General features: G+C 65.5%; 13 protein-coding genes. 5 read left to right on the plus strand and 8 right to left on the minus strand.

Annotation, left to right across the window (positions count from 1 at the left end; genetic code table 11):
* Positions 1-39: 39 nt before the first annotated feature.
* From BLU38_RS28765 to BLU38_RS28785, 5 genes are all read right to left on the minus strand, one after another.
* Positions 40-492 carry an NUDIX domain-containing protein gene (locus BLU38_RS28765; RefSeq protein ID WP_091530457.1) on the minus strand — a complete coding sequence of 151 codons (453 nt, stop codon included), beginning with the start codon at positions 490-492 and terminating at the stop codon, positions 40-42.
* Positions 493-523: 31 nt separating this feature from the next.
* Positions 524-1,567, minus strand: coding sequence for a nucleotidyltransferase family protein (locus tag BLU38_RS28770; RefSeq protein WP_157683803.1), 1,044 nt, complete (start codon positions 1,565-1,567; stop codon positions 524-526).
* Positions 1,554-2,606 carry a DUF262 domain-containing protein gene (locus tag BLU38_RS28775; protein ID WP_157683805.1) on the minus strand — a complete coding sequence of 351 codons (1,053 nt, stop codon included), beginning with the start codon at positions 2,604-2,606 and terminating at the stop codon, positions 1,554-1,556. The genes BLU38_RS28770 and BLU38_RS28775 overlap by 14 nt, the downstream gene beginning before the upstream one ends.
* Before the next feature lie 325 nt (positions 2,607-2,931).
* Positions 2,932-3,546: a hypothetical protein gene (locus BLU38_RS28780; protein ID WP_091530466.1), complete on the minus strand. Its 615-nt coding sequence runs from the start codon at positions 3,544-3,546 to the stop codon at positions 2,932-2,934.
* Positions 3,547-3,985: 439 nt separating this feature from the next.
* On the minus strand, positions 3,986-5,293 hold the full coding sequence (locus BLU38_RS28785; protein ID WP_157683806.1) for an MFS transporter: 1,308 nt from the start codon (positions 5,291-5,293) through the stop codon (positions 3,986-3,988).
* 10 nt (positions 5,294-5,303) lie between these two features.
* Between BLU38_RS28785 and BLU38_RS28790 the strand changes: the two genes are divergently transcribed.
* Positions 5,304-5,939 carry a winged helix-turn-helix domain-containing protein gene (locus BLU38_RS28790; RefSeq protein WP_157683807.1) on the plus strand — a complete coding sequence of 212 codons (636 nt, stop codon included), beginning with the start codon at positions 5,304-5,306 and terminating at the stop codon, positions 5,937-5,939.
* Between the two features lie 360 nt (positions 5,940-6,299).
* On the opposite strand, the gene BLU38_RS28795 is transcribed toward BLU38_RS28790, so the two are convergent.
* Complete coding sequence (locus tag BLU38_RS28795) at positions 6,300-8,003, minus strand: hypothetical protein (protein WP_091530476.1); 1,704 nt, start codon at positions 8,001-8,003, stop codon at positions 6,300-6,302.
* Positions 8,004-8,121: 118 nt separating this feature from the next.
* Positions 8,122-11,826 (minus strand): bifunctional glycosyltransferase/CDP-glycerol:glycerophosphate glycerophosphotransferase, encoded by a 3,705-nt coding sequence (locus BLU38_RS28800; protein WP_157683808.1) that lies wholly within the window; start codon positions 11,824-11,826, stop codon positions 8,122-8,124.
* A 234-nt stretch (positions 11,827-12,060) separates the two neighbouring features.
* On the opposite strand from BLU38_RS28800, the gene BLU38_RS28805 reads away from it, so the two are divergent.
* Together BLU38_RS28805 and BLU38_RS28810 are read left to right on the plus strand one after the other, a co-directional pair.
* A complete protein-coding gene (locus tag BLU38_RS28805; protein ID WP_091530482.1) occupies positions 12,061-15,642 on the plus strand; it encodes a CDP-glycerol glycerophosphotransferase family protein in 3,582 nt (1,193 codons plus the stop codon).
* Positions 15,639-17,198, plus strand: a complete 1,560-nt coding sequence (locus tag BLU38_RS28810; RefSeq protein ID WP_091530486.1) for a CDP-glycerol glycerophosphotransferase family protein — start codon at positions 15,639-15,641, stop codon at positions 17,196-17,198. The genes BLU38_RS28805 and BLU38_RS28810 overlap by 4 nt, the downstream gene beginning before the upstream one ends.
* Positions 17,199-17,254: 56 nt before the next feature.
* Here BLU38_RS28810 and BLU38_RS28815 read toward each other — a convergent pair whose 3' ends face one another.
* Positions 17,255-17,971: a CPBP family intramembrane glutamic endopeptidase gene (locus tag BLU38_RS28815; RefSeq protein ID WP_091530489.1), complete on the minus strand. Its 717-nt coding sequence runs from the start codon at positions 17,969-17,971 to the stop codon at positions 17,255-17,257.
* Positions 17,972-18,090: 119 nt separating this feature from the next.
* Between BLU38_RS28815 and BLU38_RS28820 the strand changes: the two genes are divergently transcribed.
* Both BLU38_RS28820 and BLU38_RS28825 read left to right on the plus strand, forming a co-directional pair.
* A complete protein-coding gene (locus tag BLU38_RS28820; RefSeq protein WP_091530492.1) occupies positions 18,091-18,684 on the plus strand; it encodes a TetR/AcrR family transcriptional regulator in 594 nt (197 codons plus the stop codon).
* Positions 18,681-19,298 (plus strand): GyrI-like domain-containing protein, encoded by a 618-nt coding sequence (locus BLU38_RS28825; protein ID WP_091530495.1) that lies wholly within the window; start codon positions 18,681-18,683, stop codon positions 19,296-19,298. Before BLU38_RS28820 ends, BLU38_RS28825 begins: the two co-directional genes overlap by 4 nt.
* Position 19,299 lies beyond the last annotated feature (1 nt).

A 19,299-nucleotide genomic window follows, 5' to 3' on the forward strand; every position in this document is an offset into this window, starting at 1 on the left:
TGTCCCGGCGCACATGAGTGCCGCCCGGTGCCGGATCCGTTATGACGCGTGACGTCTATGTATTGAGTGCCAAGCGCAGGCGGCCGGGACGATCTCTTGCATGTCGCGAGCGAGCTCGATGCGAGCAACGTCGGATGCGTCGATCCATCGAGCCTCCGCGATCTCTTCAGTGTCAAGCACGAGTTCGACATGGCCGCGAAGAATAGTGGCGAACATCGTGACTTCGTACGTTGTCGGTCCCCAGTCGGGATAGTTCACGGTGTAGATCGGCGAGTCGCCGAACACGCCGAGTTCCTGGATTTGACCGGCGAGCTCGAGGCCGAGCTCTTCGCGGACTTCGCGTATGGCGGCGTTCGGGGCCGACTCGCCGGCTTCAACACGTCCTCCGAAGGTCGCCCAGCGTCTGTCGTGCTGGTGTCGGCCTAGCAGTAGCTGCGCGCTGTCGTTGAAGATCGCGACGCCTGCAGCTCGGACGACTGACGACTCGCTCATGTACTCAGGATTGCAGAGGAGCCAGGTCGAACTATCGCGGGTCTTCCAGGATTGTGTCCGGTGGAGGATCGGATCTCACCGATGGATCCATATCTGCGTCAAACACAAAGGTCTTTTCGAGCTGCTGGATGTCGTAGAGGTCACTGAGCTCCCGTGAGGGAACAATCCGAAAGTTCGCGAGAGATCCATCGGTCTCTGCGCGGTGGACGACCGAGAGGACGTACTGGAACAGCGTGCCAGAGGTGGGAAGATGGCGCGGCTCAGCGCCAAGCAGATCGGCCTCGATCGTGTCCAACAAGCTATCCACTGCTCCCGGCACTTTGTAAGCGTTCTTCTCGTAAGATTTCACCAAGGCGTACACGTTGTCCCCGAAACGGCGCCAACTCGCCGGAAGGATCATATCGGGCAGCGAGCCATCGTCAGCTAATCTCTTGAAGCGTTCGACGATTTGAGTTTTGACTTCCGTCTCCGGCCAAGGAGATGGGAGGACTGCATCAGACACCGACTCGAAGGCGGAAATCAGCACCTCGGCCTGTTCCACCGTGGCCTTCAATTGTGCTGCGAGGCGTTGCTTTCGCCAGTCTGCAGTGTCCCCTTTGTAAACGAGATCGTGCGTGACCGCTATCCATGCGTACTCAAAGGCCGTGACCACTTGAACCTCGAAGATGACATCTCCGGCGCCGGGCTGCCGGCCGCTCGCGGCGGCCGCGCTCATGGTGCCGTACCAACGCGTACCATCGAAGCGAAAGACATCCGGGGCCTTCTTGGCGTCACTCCGCGACCTGACTGACTCGCGCGCAAAGCTTGAATCAAGCTTTCGGAGGACCTTTTCCTCATGGTCTCGAACAGGAACAACCACCGTGCATGCGTAAAGGTCGTCGATGGCCGACCACTGCTCTACTCGTCCACCGTCGAGCTTTTCGACCAAAGACGTCAGTTCCTTGGTTCGCTCTCGGAAGAGATAGCCATTGTCCTTGCAGTAACGCTCCAACGTGTCACTGACGTGACGAGCGACGTCATCTACGAGGGGCCGAATCCGGTCGTAGGCCTGCCTGACACTTTCAGGATCGGACACTTTCCGCATCCCCAGTAATGACATCCTCGAGATACTTGACTCGAGCGCGACGCTGTGCAATGTCGTTAGATGCCGATCTGGCTGCCTCGTAATATCGCTTTGCGTCGGGGAATCGCTGGCGATCGTCCTCAGAGTTGACTCGGCTCATGGCCTTCCCCAGCCGCCTAAGGGCCGCGCCCTGATCCGGAAGCCTATCCTCGCGCCTGAGGCTCAATATTGCACCAAAGAGAGAGTAAAAATCCGCCTGATTGCGAAGGCGCCTCGACGGTCCGCCGAGGATCTCATCGGCCCAGCTAGCTAGAGTCCTGATCACCTCGCGAGCTTCATCCTCAACGTCGGGAGCCTGCTCCCACTCTTCGTCCCGGGCGTTGTAGGCATCGTCGAGATCGTCCTGTGAGTAGCTCTCGATGCCCCGCTCCACGAGGAGCAGGAGTTGTGCGACCAGCTCTGCGTCTTTCATTTGTCGTCTGGAACCCGCCGCGATGCGAGGAAAGTCTTTAGGCATAACCTCCTCGAGGTGTTCGGTTAGCGATTCAACTCTCGAGGCAAAGACGCCACCGAACCGGGCATGGCGTAACTCTTGGGCGGTGAGCCGAGCCACGTTTCGGTTGATACGGTCAAAGATGTTGCTAAGGGCGCTCTCATCAATTGTCGGAAGAAACTCGATTGAAAACTGGTACCTGTAAAATCGCTGTCTTGTCTCGCTCGGTAGGTCGGCGAACATCAGTCCGCGATAACGGTCCATCGTGGCGTCGTCACTTACAGGGAACCTCCCGTCGAGGAACTCAAATACCGTGGACAATCGCTGCTTCCCATCAACAACGAAATATTTCGCGACCCCGGCATCATCGATATCTTCGAAAAGGAAGACGGCGGGGGCTGGGTAGTCCAACAGCACCGTGTCGATGAAGTAGTCCTTGTACGTCTGCGACCAGACGCTACGCCGCTGGTAAGGAGGGTCCAGTTCCAAGAGGTCCCTGTTAAAGAGATCCCAGAACCAGGCCACGGCCTGGGTCGTCTGTCTGCGCTCAGTTGCCACTGGAAAGCTCCCCTCAGATGCCAGGAGGAGTCTAGCGAACAACCGGGCGGTCGGCTTCGCCGGACGGTGTGCCTGCTAGCGGCGGTGCCGCCACCACCAGTACAAGAGCTGGAAGTCCATTCGCGAAAGGCGACGGTCTACCCGGAGAGCGGGCAACCGACCCGAACGCGCGATCAGTAGCCGCGCACACAGGAGGTTGATCGTTGCCCGCTCACCGATCCCTTGTGGAGCAGATAAGCCGCGTCATGCCGGTCACTCCGGGCGGGCACGCCGCTGCCTGCCCTCCTCGGAAACGGCTTTCGGGTGAGAACCTCTGCGGCTGCGGTCAGACCGCGAGCACTTGCCGGATTTGGTCGGGGATGACCAAGTCAGGTGCTTCGGTCCTCTTGTCGTTGATCGCTCGGCGCAGCCGGGATGGATCAAGTGTTTCGATGCCGACCGCTGCCAGTGTCGCGTCGATTCGGTCGGTCTGGTCGCGCGCGATCATGGTGGCGATCTGCGGCTCGACTCGTACGGTTGGGACGTCGTGTCCGGCGCACTCCAGAGGTTCGCGGTCGCTCCAGCTGAGCGTGCTTCTGGTCTCCAGATAGAGCGTCGTAGTTCGTGGGCTCTCGATGTGGGCAATCTCGACGCGGAAACCCTCGATGATCCAGCGCCCGAACGTCCATTGCTCGCCGGCGTCGCCGAAGCTGAGTGTTGGTGCGGACTGGCTGCTCAACCAATCCGGTGTCGTGTCCTGTGGCTCGACGCTCGGGGTTGGCATGAGATTGGCGGCTCGGGTGAGGTCATCCGCTGTGTTGACTGCGATGTCGAGGTCGCCGGGTGTGATCGCAGCACCGCGTAGGGCTGTCGCCGCGCTGCCTACGAGCATCCAAGGGATGCGGTTCCGGTTCAGGATCTCGGCAGTAACCATCAAGGCCGTTGACCAGACGCTTTTCATGCTCGGACCGTAGTAGGGGCATCTGACACTTCGGCTGGTCACGGATCCCATGCGGTGACGGCGCACGCTCGTGATCTTGCCGTCCCGAGCGGAACGCCACATCAACCGCTACTGTCGGCGTCCGTGTCGGACACGTGGACGGTTACGAAGAAGAAGCTGGCCGGAGAGTCACGTTCTTGGTACGCGCTCGCGCTGGGCGAGGACCATTTTGGAACGTGGCTCTATGCACCCGCGGCGAGTTCGACGACCGGCGCATCCGATGGTCCTATCCGGATGCGCTGGTCTCCTCAGCCGAAGCCGCGTGCAGATCGGTCCTGAACGCGGTCAACGAGTGCCGTCGCCCCTTCGATGGTTCCTACCTACCATGGTGGGAGCAAACCAGACAGGCACGGTGACGCCGGAATCACCGCCTGACGCGACTGCCCGGTGAGGGATCCTGTCAGGGCAGTTCTGTTGAGGCGTTGCTGGTTGGTTGGTTGACTCGTCCGGTGTAGCGGCGAGTCATGATCAGGAAGCATGGCCCGGCTAGTGTCTGGATGAGCGCGGCAACGCCGATCACGGTGACAACCGGGACTATCTCGGCTGCTGCACCGGCGATCCCCGCGAAGACAGCAGTGGCTATTGCGTTGAGGGTGGATGTTGTGCCGGTGACTCGTCCCCGGTGGGTGGCGTCGGTGTTGGCCAGGAGCCAGGTGTTGGCAGCGACCCAGGAAATGGTGAAGGGGAATCCTGAGAGAGCGAAGACGGCAAGCGCCGTGGTTGCGTTGGGCACTGCAGCAAGGAGGAGTAGGAGTCCTCCGGAAATGGCGGCGCCGCCGGCGATGGGCCATCGGTAGCCGAGCCGTCGGGTGATGATGCCGACCAGTGGGGCGGCGAGGATGGCGGTCACGGCGAAGGAGCTGTTGACCGTGCCCATGTAGGCCGCTGTAGCGCCGATGGTGCCCAGCATGAGGACCGGGAACAGCGAGCTGAGTGGACCTTCCTTGATCGAGTCGAGGATCTGAAAGACCGCGACCGCCCGGGCTGGTACGTGCGTCACGGTGATCCGCGGCCCGTCGAGCCAGTCCCGGATGATCGTGACGTCTGCCGACGGCACATGTTCGCTTCTGGGTAGGAAACTGAACAGCAGGGCAGCAACGCCGAGGCATCCCGAGACTGCTGCGATCGTCGGGACGAAACCGATCCAGGTGATCAAGATTCCACCGAGGGCCGGTCCGGCAAGTCGTGTGACGTTGCGGGCGACGGAGTTGGCCGACATGGCATCCGGCAGGTCCTTGTCGCTGACGATGTCGGCAACGGTGGCTTGCTCGGCGGGAACGAAGAACTGCAACTGCGCGGCCTGGACGAACGCGATCACATACAACGCTCCAGCATGATCACCGACGAGCAGCAAGCAGGCAACGGTCGGAACCCGGAGCCAGCTGGTGAGCTTCACCAGTCGGTCGCGACGGATCCGATCGGCGGCCAGACCACCGATCGTTCCCAGGGCGATCGCGGGCACAGTGGCGGCGACCAGCAGGCCGGATGTGGCGGCAGCAGAGTGTGTGATGGTGAAGATCTGCACGGTCAACACGGTGCCCAGTGCCGAGCTGGCCAACGCCGCGGCCAGATTAGCCAGCCACAGCGAACGGAAGACCGGGTTGGTGCGGAGAAGTCTCACACGCCGAATCGTCGGCACTAACCTACTGAAAATGGCAGACCAGTCTTGCAGTAGAACTTTCGCGCTGACGACCCGTGAAGCGTCCACGTTCGTGACGATGCCGACATCGAGCCGGTTCCTGATCCCACTGCTCGGCCGCGAGCTCGCGGTCTCCGAACTAGCCAACCAGGTCTCGGTGAGCATCGGAGCCGCGGCCTACCGGATCAGGCAAATGGTCCAGCTCGGACTGGTCGAGCAGACCCGGCTCCAGCACCGGGCAGGACGTCCCGTCGCCTTCTACCGTGCGGTCGCCGACCGATTCTTCGCACCACTCGACCTGACCCCAGTTGACTCGCTCCGGGACCTGTTTCGACAAGGGCTGGCAGACATCTCCGCCGATGTCGAGGCCTCGCTGGAGGAGGGCTGGCTGTCGGTCGGTCGATCCCAGCAGTGGGGAACACTGCTCTACCGTCGGCCGTCAGGATCGGTCAACAGAGACTTCGTTCCCCGATCGTTGACCGACGGCGACAGCTTCTGGACCCAAGCCCTCAGCGAGCAGGCCCCGGCCGTCTGGACCCAACACGCAACGCTGGAGCTCCCCTCAGACCTGGCCAAGCAGTTGCAGCACGAACTCGCCTCCATCGTCACCCGCTACGCCCGCCAGGCAGAACCACTACCCAACAAGAGGACCCACCACATTCAACTCACCCTCGCGCCGATGATCGGGACCAGAAGTGGCTCATCCTCCGATTGAGACCGCGGGACTCTCGTGCCCGGTGATCGATCGAGCTGCGGGCCGGTGAGAGGCCGGCGAAGTAGCTCGGATTGCCGGGCATCTGATGATCGACCACGGGGTCCGGGCCGAGTTCGTCTGCCGGCACCCACTGCTGAATCACTTGGCCAGCATCGGACAGCCAGACGACTAGGGCCCGCTACCCGTGGCTTTGACACCGCCAGGCGACAACGAACGCTTGGATCGGCGGATCGTGGAGGCCCGGCCGGCGCAGCCAGACGTGGCGAGTGTGATTGCGGCACGGCTGCGGCCACGTCCGTTCAGCCGGTACCGGGCAGCCCACAGCGCAGGCAACGGTCGGGAACGCGGGTGCTGTCGTGGTCAGGCGGCGTCAGGTGTGGGCGCGCTGGTCTGCCAGATGTGTTGGGCGAAACTGCCACGACCGAGGTCGTAGGTGCCGGTCGCGTTGACCAGGAACACTCTGCCTTCCGGCGCCCGGAACAAGAGGGTTCCGGGCTCGGGTCGTCGCCTCTTCCACAGTCCGTGGGTGATCACGTTGTGTTCCCGGCGGCCGTCGGGGGAGAGGTTGTCCTCTCGGGTCTGTGCCGGGAGCCCTTCGACGAACGGGATGTTGTGGTCAAGATCAAGGTGACGCCCGACGGCCCCGGAGAAGGGGAACATGCTGCCGGGGTGTTTGAGGAACAGTCGTTCCCGCATCGCCCGCGGGATCTCGTAGGAGTCCACTGGTGTCAGGTCGACCGATAGGTCGAGGACGGGTTTGAGGGTGATGTTGCAGTGGCCGAGCCAGTCGGCGACCAGGCTGCTGACCATGGGGCCGATGTCTTCGACTCGGGTGACGCCGAGTCCGGTGTCGAGGGCTTCTTTGGCGATGTGGACGTAGAGGGTGGCGTTGGGTCGGAACTTGGCCGGGTCGATCTTGCTGATCGCGCGGATCGCGAGTTCGGCCAGGCGTTGATCTTGATCAACGCGGGGGAAGCGGTCGGTGGCGCCGTCGTCGTCCAGCGGGTCGGGTGGCGGTTCGTCCTCGGAGTCGTGGTCATCGGGTTGCGGCTCACAGGCCGTGTTGTGATCAGGCGGCCACGTGGCTGTCCGGTCGGGCGCGGGCGACCCGGTCTCGGTCGACTGGTCCTGGGAGGCGTGCGCGCCGGGCTGGTCGGATGCGGTCGGTCGGGTTGTCCTGGCGTCGCCGTCGCTGGACTCCGGTTTCGAGAACAGGGAGTCGTCGTCAGGATCCAGGTCTGGATCGAATAGGGTCGGTTCGGTGTCTTCGGCGATCATCCGGATCGCGTCGAGGGGATTGCCCAGGACGTCGATGGCGGCGGCCATGCGTTGGTTCTTGGTGCCGGTGTGGCCGCGGCGGGCGAGGATGTCGGCGATCCGGGTCACTTGGGCGTAGAAGCGGATCCCGGCGGGTGAGTCGGTGAGGATGTAGATGCCCTTGATGCCGTGTTCGTTGCTCTGGTTCATAAAGACGCCCACGTCTTGTGCTGCTTCTTCGGCGAGTTTTTTGATGTTGGCGGCGTCGATTCGGATGATCGTGGCTTCGAGTTGGGCGAGGAGTTTGTTCCAGGACCAGTGTCCGACCATCGGCGCGATCGACCGGTCCACCTCCAATGCCTGTTCCAAGGTCAGATGCCGGGTTTGGCGGGCGATGGTCTGACAGTCGAGTGAGGCGACTTCGTAGTTGCAGAGTCGCGCCCAGAGTCGGGGGAGGCGGTGGCGGAGGTCGAGGGCGTCGGCGATGATTCGTTCGGCGGTGCCGGTGGATTTGTGCATCGTGGCGGCGAGGTCGGTGACGCAGAATCGGGTGAACTCGGGCGTGCCGTCGCCGCCGGGTCGGATGGGCCGGTCCCCGCCGGGGATGGCCAACTGGTGGGCGGCGATGCTGTCGGCAGGGTGTTGGTCGGCGAAGATCGCTGCCAACCGAAGCCGGTTGGTGCCGGCGGTGCGTTCGAGTCGGTCGGTTGCTTCGACCTGGGCGAGGAGTTGGTCGTCGGTCAGGCAGGTCGGATCGACACCGGGCCCGGAGAGGGCGGTGTCGATCAGCCTGCTGCCATCGATCATGTGACCAACAGTAGATGGAACGTCTGACAGTTTGGGTCGTCAGGGATCCCAAGCCAGGAAGGGTTATCCACAGATTTGGAAAGAGATTCTGTCGGTCGAGTTGGCTGCCCCGACAGACTCAGGGCGCGTCAGGCCCTTCGACAGGCTCAGGGCCCTTGGCTGGGCCGGCGAGACGAGACGAGTCAGCCTCGAAGACTGCTCGGACCAGCCGTTCGGTGGCGTGACCGTCGTCAAGATCAAGGTAATCCGACCGGAAGCGGCGGTAGTCCTCGGCATAGTCCTGCTTGACCCGATCAAGATCACGCAGCGTCTTGATCACTTCGTCGGTACTGCTCAGCAACGGACCGGGAGCGGTCGGCTGATAGCTCCAGAGCGAGCCACGGGCCTCGTTCTGGTACTCCTCCAGATCCGGGACCATGAAGAGGATCGGCTTGCCGGTCAGGGCATAGTCGAAACGCAATGACGAATAGTCCAGCACTGCCGCATCGGAAGCCAGGCACAGCTCGGCGATGTCGGGGTAGTCGGTGACGTCGATGACCGTCCCGTGACTGCCGACCCGATCACTCAGCCGAGCGTTGAAGGCGTGCCCGCGGACCATGATCACGTAGTCGTCGCCGAGCTCGCCGGCGAGCCGATCGAGGTCGAGGAAATCGACCATCGCCGCGGTGTTGTCGTTCTCACTCATGCTGTCGCGGAACGTCGGCGCATAGAGCACGGCGGTCTGGTCGGAGCGGATGTCCAGCCGGCGCCGTACTGCTTCGGCGATCGCATCGGCGGTAGTGGAGAACAGGACGTCGTTGCGCGGATAGCCGATCTCCAACGCGGGCCGCGGGTAGCCGAACTCACGGCACAGCGCGGCGGTGCCGTAGGACGCCGGCGACACCAGATAGTCCCAGTCCGCCGCTCGTTCCAGGTAGGACCGGATGTGGGCGATGTCGCGGCCCTGCATCGCCCAGTGCGACTGACCCATCTGTTTGAACGGGTAGCCGTGGAAGGTCTGGATCTGCACCTGATGCGCGGGCTTGTGGTGATAGATCGGCTGGTGCATGTTGTCCATGTAGAACTGCGCCTCGTGCAGCAGCCGATACCACTCGGCGCTGTCGTGCAGCACCGCGACGCCGCCCTCGGGAACCCGTACCGAGTAATCCTTGACGGTCCAGTAGATGCGGTGCGGACTACCGGGGACAACCGGATGATCATGAAGATACTCATGCAGCGCACGCGGGTTGCAGCCGCAGATCTCGCCGTAGTAGGAGCGCAACAGCACCGCCCCTGCTTCGTAGCTCGGATCTCCGACCCGCTCGCCCAGCCGATCCTGCAGCCGCTGCTGATTGCGAGCCCCCAACTCGTCGTCGGCCAGCGGCGGCAGCAGCCGGACCGACAAGGCATTCGGCTTGCGCAGTCGCAGCTTGCCCAGCAACTGTTCGCTGCGGAAGTCGATCGGTAGCGTGCTGATCAGTTCGTCGGTCAACCGGACCGGCACGGCGACGCCGCCGATCGTGGCAACCAGGTCGTAGTCGGCGGTCGGCAACGGCAGCGAGCCCAGATGCCACGGATCGGCGACCAAGGCGATGTCGGCGCTGAACGCACCGTCACCGGAATCGACCAGCTCCGCACCGGCGCGCGCCCTGGGAGTCTGCACTGCCAGCTGCAGATCCGTCACCGCACCGCCGGCAAGCCGGCCATGCACCCGCAGCGTGCCCTCGACGACCTCGACCGCGTCCACCCGCACCGAGGCGGGCTCGTCGATCACGGTCAGCATCCCGCGCGGGGTGCGGACGGCCCGGGTGCGGACGTAGGACTCGTTCGGTACGGCGCTGTCGAAGTCCGGCCAATACAGGGGAGCGCGGGTCCCGTCGTCGGCGAGCGCGGTGACGACCCAGTTCCGTCCCTGGAAACCCTCGACCGTCATCGCGTCGCCGTGGTCGGGCAGCGTCAACGCGATGCGCGGTCCGGTAGCGGTGCGCTGCACAGCGGTTCGGACGACCGCCGCGCCGTCCTCGGCGGACAACTCGAGCTGATGCGGATCGAAGTTCGTACTGCCCACCACCTCGGCGGTCAGCTGTCGTCCGTCCAACCGTACGTCCCGGACCGTGCAGGTCGGCTCGACCAGGTTCACCAGCAGTCCGGTCTTGCCGGTGTAGGAGACTTCGACAGCGGTGCCGTCGGCCAGGTTGCCGGACTGCAGCCGGCCGGCCGAACCGCCGGGTTCCGGACCCCGCAGCAGTGCCTCCCGGCTGATCCCACCCGAACTGACCCGGGCGATCAACTGCAGTTGCGTACCCGGCCCCAGGCCCTCGGCCGACAGGTCCAGGACGGCATGGAAACAGGACGGCCGGTAGTCGGCGTAGCGATGCTTGCTGGCCTGGGTGACCTCGACCGACGGACGCATCTGGACGGCAAGATCAACTTCGCGATCGGTGTCCCGGACAGCGGCGACGATCCGGACATCGGTCTCACACTGAGCAAGATCGACATTGTCGATGTAGGCCCAGCCCTCGACGTGCAGACGTTGATCGTGATCCCAGTAGACACGGCGGATGCTGGACACCAGACCGAGCTGATGATCGGCCAGCGCCAGCAGCGGATCGGTGGCCTGCAGCCCCAGCACCTGCCGGGCCGGCGTGTCCAGGTAGACGTTGCCGTCGGCAACGATCGGCGGGATGTTCTTGGGGTTGTTGTGACCGAGGCCGACGAAGTCGATCACCGCATCCCGGTGTCCCTCGGTGACCAGCTTGATCGCGACCCGATGCTGGGCCGAGACCCGATCCCAGACCTCGTCGTCGGCATGATCGGTGAGCCGCCGCAGCGCATCGGTCAGCAGCTCCCAGAACTCGTCGTCGGCAAACTGCGCAGTCTTGATCGACAACGGGAGATCGTTGCTCAGATATTGGCCGAGCCGGACGTTGCGGACATGCTGCAGATCGGGACGATCCAGCTCGGCCAGCGAGTTCTCCAGGGCATGCAGCCGGGCCCGCAGATCGTTCAGCGCCGTCGACTGCTGGGTGATCGAGGACCGGTCCTCCCGGACCCGCCAGCCGTAGGTGACCGTAGCCAGGATGTCGAACTTCGCCGCCGTGGCGTAGGCACGGGTGGACAGCGCCTGATCCTCGTACAGCACGCCGACCGGGAAGGCGAAGCCGTTCTTCTCCCAGAACGACCGCCGGTAGAACTTGCTCCAGGCCACCGCGTTGACACAGGCATCCGGCGATTCGACCAGGGTGGTGCCCAACCGGGAGAAGCGGTGCGTGGACCGGATCCACCATGCCGCCGGCCAGGTCTGGGTGCTGTTCATCCGCTCGTAGCAGCCGACGGCGAAGTCCGAACCGGTACGGCGCAACGTGCGCACATAGGTCCGGATCGCGTCCGGCTTGAGTACATCGTCGGAGTCGATGAACATCAGGAAGCTACCGCGAGCATGCCGGGCACCCGTGTTGCGTGCGGCACCCAGACCGGCGTTGGGCTGCTGGACGATCTGGATCCGACGGTCCTCGGCCGCGTAATTGCGCATGATGTCGATCGACCGGTCCGGTGACCCGTCATCAACGAGGATGACCTGCAGATGCTGATAGGACTGGGACAGCACGCTGTCCAGGCAGGCCGGCAGATAGCGCTGGACGTTGTAGACCGGAATGACGACGCTGACCAGCGGTGACGCCGGCCGGGAGTAGAAGACCCGCTTGGCGTACGGACGGAGCCGCCGCCATCCCGCACGGATGCCGCGCTGAGCCGGAGCAGGCAACCGCTCCGCAACTCGTCCGGCCATCCGACGCGTACGCCTCCTGGCGTTTCCCAACACCGACATCTCACCTTTCGCTGTCACGCGGCCACCGTGTCTGGCCCGATCGCGGGGCTCAGACTAACCGGGCGGCACGGCACCGAGGCTGAGGGCGCGCGCCACGCGGGCGAAGCGGCAGCTCAAGAGTTACTCAGCCGCGCCGCCACCTGACCTCAGCCAGCTGAGTCGTACGGCGTTCGGCGGCACCGGCAACACTAGACTCAGGCGTCGCGCCCGTTGTTCAGACAGGAGATTGCCCCCGACGATGAGTCAGACAGGATGAGCCGGACCGGCATCGAGCGACCGGCCGCGGTCGAGGGTCGCTGGAAGGCGGCGACGGCTGCCGACCTCGGAGTCGCTGCTGTCCTGGTCGCGGCCTGCTGCTGCGTACGGCTCGGCGCCGGAGCGGACGCCGGGATCGACTGGGGACGCTGGATCGGTCTGGCCGGGTTGCTGGCCGCGGCGATCTGGTTGGTGCTGCGGTTCCCGCGAACAGCCGATCCCGAGGATCTGCGGGAATCCCTCTACCGTGCCGGGCCTCTCGGCCGGCGCTGGGGGATCGCCGGCGGTTTCGGTGGACTCGGCCGATTCGGCGCGCTGCGGATGGCGGCCGCCGTCGCGGTGCTCATCCTTGCCGTCGATCCCAGCGCCCCCGCGGGCCGTACGGTGCCGGCGACGGTGGGTGTCATCGGGCTGGTTCTGACCGTCGCGGTCGAACCGTTCGTCGTGCGGTTGCTGCGGCTGCCCGCGCCCTTCGTCAGCGGTCTTCCGGGGGCGGCGACGCTGCCGAACCGGACCAGGGCGGCCTGGTGGATCGCCCCGATCGGTCTGCTGGGCACCGTCGCCGCCGGCATCATCGCGGCGGCGGGGTTGTCGGGCTGGCTGATCCTGCTGATCTCCGTGCTGGGCGCCGTCCCGGTGGCGTTGCTGATCCGTCAGGTCCGGGACCGACGCCGGGTTGCAGCCGAGCTCCGGCGCAGACTGCCGGAGGCGGTCCAGGCCTACCGGCCGGAGTTTCTGCTCTACACCGCTCGACCGGACGACGCGTCCTACCAACTGCAGATGTGGCTGCCGTACCTGGCCCGGGCCGGGCGGCGATTCATGATCATCACCCGGGAGGAGCTGCCGGCCGAGGCGATTGCTCCGGTTGCGGCAGCCTCGGATGTCCAGGTGCCGGTGGTGTGTTGCCGGTCGGTTGCCGATCTGGATCTGATCATGACCGACTCGCTGCGGGCGGCGTTCTACGTCAACGCCTCCTCGGGCAACGGTGCGCTGATCCGCTATCACCAGTTGACGCATGTCTATCTGGGGCACGGCGACTCCGACAAGCCGCCGTCGTACAACCCGACGCACGCGATGTACGACCAGATCTTCACCGCCGGGCCGGCGGCCAATCGGCGCTACGCCGAACACGGAGTGCTGATCGACGAGAGCAAGTTCCGGGTGGTCGGCCGACCGCAGGTCGAGGTGATCACCCCGGCAGCCCCGGAGCGGATCGCTGCCCGCGCCGCCGGCGCGGCCCCGGTGGTGCTCTATGCGCCGACCTGGCGCGGTCATGTCAGCGAAACGGCGCTGAGTTCCTTGGATCGTGCCGAGGCCCTTGTGGACGCACTGCTGCACCGTGGTGCGGAGGTGATCTTCCGTCCGCACCCGTTCAGCTACGAGGATCAGGTCGACACCGCGGTCATCGAACGGATCAAACAGACGTTGGCCGAGGATGCGCGGCGGACCGGCCGCCGGCATCGTTACGGTCCCGCCGCGGAGACCGAGTTGGACGCCTTCGGCTGCATGAACGCCGCCGATGTGATGATCTCCGATGTCTCCAGTGTGGTCTCGGACTTCCTCTTCTCGGCCAAACCCTTTGCCATGGTGGCTCCGCCGACGACGCCGGACGACGCCGACTTCGTGGCCGACTATCCGGTGGCCCGAGCCGGCTATCTGATCGATCATGATCTTGATCGGCTGGACTCGGTGCTGGACGAGTTGTTGACCCCCGGCGAGGACCGGCTGGCCGGCACCCGTGCAGCGGTCCGGGCCGACTACCTCGGTGACGCTCCGGTGGACGGCTACGCCGACGTGTTCGTCGACGCGGTCCGGGTCGCCTGCGATGTGCCGGCACCGCAGGTCGCCGAGGTCGCCGAGTCCGACGACGGTTCGACCACGATCGGGCGGGACACGGTCCGGCGCAACCTGGACAGTTTGGCCCGCACCATAATCACCGGCATTCTGGCCGTGCTGGCGTTGGCCGGCGGCTCGGGCACTGGTACGGCAGGTGTCTGGATCGGTGCGGTTGCCGCGCTGATCGCGGTGCTGGTGGCCGGTCTGACACTGACCGGGCGGATGCGGGCGGACACGACGCTGGACGGGCCACGGCTGATCCTGCTGCTGTCGTCGGGCGTTTCGCTGATCAACTCCGACCTGCCCGGCGCGGCGGCCGGAGTCGGTGTGTTGATCATGACGCTGGCGCTGGTCACCGAGTGGGCGGTTCGACAGGCCTGGAGCTATCCCGGTGTGATCGCCGACAACCTGCCCGGACTGACGCTGCCGGGTCCCTCCCGGATGGTCGCGCGGTTGCCGCTGGTCGCCCTCGTCGCCGCGGCTGTCGGATGGCTGGTGACGCTGCTGTCGACCCTGGTGACGGCGCCGCTGGGATGGTTGCTGCTGGCGATCGGTGTCGGCTACGCAGCGGTGATGATCACGGTCGTCGGCCCGGCCCGCACCCGGCTGGTCGCCGCGGCGACGGCCGAGGACGAGGTGCCGGCGGTGCTGCAGCGGATCGGCCCCGAATTCTGTGTCTATTTCGGCTCCGGCATCGGGGCGAGCTATCAGATCGGCATGTGGTTGCCGTATTTCCTGCGGATCGGGCGACCGTTCGTGATCATCACACGGTCGCTGCCGATGCTGGAGGAGATCCGGCAGCTGACCCGGGGCACCGACGTCCCGGTGCTCTACCGGGCCACGCTGCGGAGCCTGGAGGAGGCCGTCGTACCCAGCCTGAAGCTCGCCTTCTACGTCAACAACGCGGTCCGCAACACGCATCTGATCGAACGCCGCGAACTGACCCACATCTGGCTGAACCACGGTGACTCGGAGAAGCCGGCCTGTTACAACCCGGTGCACGCGATCTACGACCTGATCTTCGCCGCCGGCCAGGCGGCCGTCGACCGGTACGCCCGGCACGGGGTGACGATCCCGGAGCAGAAGTTCCGGATCGTCGGACGTCCACAGACCGAGGTGATCCGGCCGGCCGCCGAACGCGCCGACGAACCGACCGTGCTCTACGCCCCGACCTGGCAGGGTCCGTACGCCGACAGCCGGGTCTATTCGCTGCCGGTCGGTCAGCAGATCGTCGATGCACTGCTGGCGCGCGGCGTCCGCGTGATCTTCCGGGCGCACCCGTTCAACTACCGGTTCGACGCCGACCGGCGGCTGATTGCCGAGATCGGGGAACTGCTCGCCGCCGACCGTGACCGGACCGGCCGCCAGCACCTGTGGGGTGACGCCGCCGAGCAACAGCTGACAGTGGAGGAATGCTTCAATGCCTCGGATGCGATGATCACCGATGTGTCGGCGGTGATCTCGGACTACCTGGCCTCCGGCAAGCCGTTCGCGGTGGTTGCGGTCGGTCGGACCGAGGACGAGCTCGTCGCCGAGGCGCCCGCTGCAGCCGCGGGCTACACGATCGCCGAGGATCTGACCGACCTGGAACCGACACTGGAGGAGTTGTTGATCACCGACCCACTCGCTGCCGACCGGGAACGGGTGCGCGTCTACTACCTCGGTGATCGGCCGACCGCGCGCGCGGCCGACGGCTTCGTCGATGCCACCCATCGGCTGCTCGCCGGGGCGGTGGTCGGATGAACCCCCGCAATCTGATCCGTTCGGTGATCGGCATGTTGCCGATCTCGGTCGCCGTCGCGGTCGCGCTGGCTGTCCTGGCCGACATCCGTGGACACGGCGCGCTGGGCATCATTGCGTCGATCGGCACCGCCTGCGAGGTGGTCGCGCTGCCGTTGCTGAGTGCGGTGCACGGTCCGAAGGAGGTCAGCGCGATCCAGCTGCCGCGTTATCGACAGCCGCTGCCGGTCCCGACCGGACGCGGCAGTCAGGCGATCGCCGGAACGATCGTGTTGATCATGGTCCTGGTGATGCTCTGGCTGCCCGGCGGTGTCGCCTTCGTGTTGATGTTGATCGCCGGCCTGGGACTGATCGCCAACCTCGCGATGGCCTATCGCGCCCGTCGCGGCCGATCCCGACACCGCGCGGCACTGCGGCAGGCGATCGACGCCTACCAGCCACGTTTCGTGATCTACACCGGTCGCCGCAACGATGCGTCGTACCAGCTGACGATGTGGATCCCGATCCTGGAGCGGCTCGGACTCCCGTACCTGGTGGCGCTGCGCTATCCGGAGGCGGTGCGCTCGACCAAGGCGGTGACCACCGCGCCGATCGTGGTGCTGCCGACCGGCAGTGACCTGGACGCGATCACGGTTCCGTCGTTGCAGGTGGCGTTCTACGTCAACGGGACCGCCGAGAACGCAAGCTTCGTCAATTACCGCAGTCTCAAACACGTCTACCTCGGGCACGGCGACTCCGACAAGGAGCTGTCGGTGCACCCGATGCACAGCATGTTCGACCTGGTGTTCGTCGCCGGCCAGGCCGCGATCGATCGCTACGACCAGGCCGGGGTGATCATCCCGCGGGACAAGTTCGTGATCGTCGGCAGACCGCAGATGGCGCGATTGCAGCAGGCCGCCCGGACGATCGGGGAGGTGGAGCGGCCCACCGTGCTGTACGCGCCGACCTGGCGTGGCTACAACGCCCAGACCACGCTCAGCTCACTGCCGGTCGGAGCCAAGATCGTTTCCGGCCTGTTGGAACGTGGCGCGGTCGTACATTTCCGGGCGCACCCGTTCAGCTGGCTCGGCGCCCGGGAACGGTCCGAGATCGTCGCCATCGACGATCTGCTCCGCAAGGACCGGGACAGTTCGGGCCGGCCGCATCGGCTGGCCGCCGAGGGCCGGGATGCCAACGTGGCCGACGCGTTCGACGCCTCCGACGCGTTGATCACCGACGTCGGTAGCGTGCTGGTCGACTACTTCGCCACCGGCAAGCCGTACGCTGTGGTGTTGCCGCGAGGGCAGGCGATGGAGACGGCCCGGGCGGACCTGCCGAGCACCGAGGCCGCCTATCTGATCGACTATGCGGCTGTCGCCGAGCAAGGCACCTCCGGCAGCGTCGACGCGCTGCAGGACCTGCTGCAGAACGATCCATTGGCCGACCGTCGCGATGTCGTCCGCCGACACTATCTGGGTGACCGCCCAGGTGATGACGAACCGTTCCTGGAGCAGGTGCGGACGCTGATCGGCGAGCCGGCTGAGAATCCTCCGCCGGCCGAGGAGCCACGCCCAGCCTGATCCCGCTCGATCCGCTCCGATGCCGAACCGACACGGGTGCCGAGTTCGCCGTGTGGTCAGCTCAGCGCGGCGATGGCGAGCGGGAAGAAGGTCGACAGCGAATTGTGGACGGCGTGCAGGCAGACTCCCGGCCACACCGAACGTGTCCTGCGGAACAGCAGCACGGTGGCCAGGCCGACGACGAACGCTGTCGGGGCGACGGCGTTGATGCCGTGCGCAACGGCGAACAGCGCGGCCGAGCCGATCACGGCGATCCAGCCCGGGAGGTGTCGCAGCAGCACGTTGGCCAGCACACCGCGCCAGAGGAATTCCTCGCCGATCGGTGTCGCCACGGACCCCAGCAGTAGGGTGCCGATCAGGAACAGCGGGCCGGCGCCGGCCGATGCCTGGTAGTCGCCCTGGATGACGCGTTGGTCACCGGACAGCGTGATGTAGCCGACCGAGACGAGCAGACCGACGGCGAAGGTGCCGAGTCCCGACACGGCACCGATGGCGAGCCAACTGCCGGCCACCCGATGCACCCCGAACGGTTGCACCCTGCGGATCCGCGCCGCAACAGCCACCGCGAACGCCCCCAGACCGAGGATCGCGGAGAGCGCGTACTCGACAAGGCCGGCGATCTGCTTCGACAGGTCCGGCCCGAACCGGCTCCAGGCGACGATGCCGGCAAAGATGATCACGAACGCGATCGCGGCGGCCATGAACTCGCGCCAGCCCGGACGCAGACCTGCATCGGTCTCGAGGTCGGCACCCTCGGGGACGACACGAGACATGGCGGGCGCTCCTGTGACGGACGGATGACGATGGCACAGTCGGTGCCCTCGCTCGCGACGATACGGAGCGTCTCGCCGCGAGTCAAGACGTACCGTCTCGTCTCGGATAGGGTGGCGTCATGCCGGCTGCGTCGCCCGATCCGCACCGACGGAGCGAACAGTCCCGTCGCGCGATTCTCGCGGCGACCGTCGAACTGGTCGGCGACCTCGGCTACGAGCAGGTGTCCATCGAGGCGATCGCCCGGCAGGCCGGAGTCGGCAAGCAGACGATCTACCGCTGGTGGCCGTCCAAGGGTGCGGTCACCCTCGACGCCCTGGACGAGAGTCTGGACGCCGTCGTCGACTTCCCCGACACCGGCGACATCGTCGCCGACCTGCGCACTCAGATGCTCGGCGTGTCCCGACTGCTGACGACCAGGGTCGGCCGGGTCTACCAGGGCCTGGTCGCGGCAGCTCAATCCGACCCGCGGTTGTCCCGCGCCCATCTCGACCGGGTGATCGAACCGGCCGTGCTGGCCTGCCGACGCCGGCTCGCCACCGGCGTCGAACGCGGTGAGCTGCGGGCCGACATCGACCTGCAAGGCCTGATCGACCTGCTGTACGGCGTCATCTACTACCGACTGCTGCTGCACACCCGACCGTTGGACGACGACCAGATCGACGCCGTGTTGGAGATCGCCTTCTCCGGTGCGCGGCCAGGGCGCCCGCGATGAAGATCGACTTCAAGAAGGAGATCGCCGGCTACGCTGCACAACGCGGCCGATTCGACGTCGTAACGGTGCCCGAGTTGCAGTTCCTGATGATCGACGGGCACGGTGACCCGAACACCTCGGGGGCCTACCGGGACACGCTGGCCACGCTGTATCCGGTGGCCTACGCGCTGAAGTTCTTCAGCAAGATCACGCTCGAACGTGACTACGCAGTGATGCCGCTGGAGGGATTGTGGTGGTCGGAGTCGATGGACTCCTTCACCACCGACCGGGACAAGTCCCGCTGGGACTGGACGATGATGATCATGGTCCCGGACTGGTTGACAGCTGCCCATGTCGAGCAGGCGAAGCGAACCGTTGCCGGCAAGGGCGGAGCGCCACGATTGGCGGACCTTCGATTGGAGCACTTCGACGAAGGACTGTCCGTGCAGACCCTGCATGTCGGCAGCTACGACGACGAGGCGCCGGTCCTCGCAGAGCTCCATGACCACGTCATTCCCCAGCAGGGGCTGCGGATGACAGGCAAGCACCACGAGATCTATCTCAGCGACCCGCGGCGAACCGCCACCGAACGACTCAGAACCATCCTCCGACAACCGGTCCGGCACGGCTCCTGAG

The sequence above is a fragment of the Microlunatus soli genome (assembly GCF_900105385.1).
Taxonomy (GTDB): domain Bacteria; phylum Actinomycetota; class Actinomycetes; order Propionibacteriales; family Propionibacteriaceae; genus Microlunatus; species Microlunatus soli.

Excerpts from the sequence above, each read along its gene's own strand:
- BLU38_RS28805 (WP_091530482.1), top strand. The coding sequence starts at position 12,061 with ATGAGCCGGACCGGCATCGAGCGACCGGCCGCGGTCGAGGGTCGCTGG.
- BLU38_RS28820 (WP_091530492.1), top strand. The coding sequence starts at position 18,091 with ATGCCGGCTGCGTCGCCCGATCCGCACCGACGGAGCGAACAGTCCCGT.
- BLU38_RS28790 (WP_157683807.1), top strand. The coding sequence starts at position 5,304 with ATGCCGACATCGAGCCGGTTCCTGATCCCACTGCTCGGCCGCGAGCTC.
- BLU38_RS28765 (WP_091530457.1), bottom strand. The coding sequence starts at position 492 with ATGAGCGAGTCGTCAGTCGTCCGAGCTGCAGGCGTCGCGATCTTCAAC.
- BLU38_RS28780 (WP_091530466.1), bottom strand. The coding sequence starts at position 3,546 with ATGAAAAGCGTCTGGTCAACGGCCTTGATGGTTACTGCCGAGATCCTG.
- BLU38_RS28810 (WP_091530486.1), top strand. The coding sequence starts at position 15,639 with ATGAACCCCCGCAATCTGATCCGTTCGGTGATCGGCATGTTGCCGATC.
- BLU38_RS28815 (WP_091530489.1), bottom strand. The coding sequence starts at position 17,971 with ATGTCTCGTGTCGTCCCCGAGGGTGCCGACCTCGAGACCGATGCAGGT.
- BLU38_RS28795 (WP_091530476.1), bottom strand. The coding sequence starts at position 8,003 with ATGATCGATGGCAGCAGGCTGATCGACACCGCCCTCTCCGGGCCCGGT.
- BLU38_RS28825 (WP_091530495.1), top strand. The coding sequence starts at position 18,681 with ATGAAGATCGACTTCAAGAAGGAGATCGCCGGCTACGCTGCACAACGC.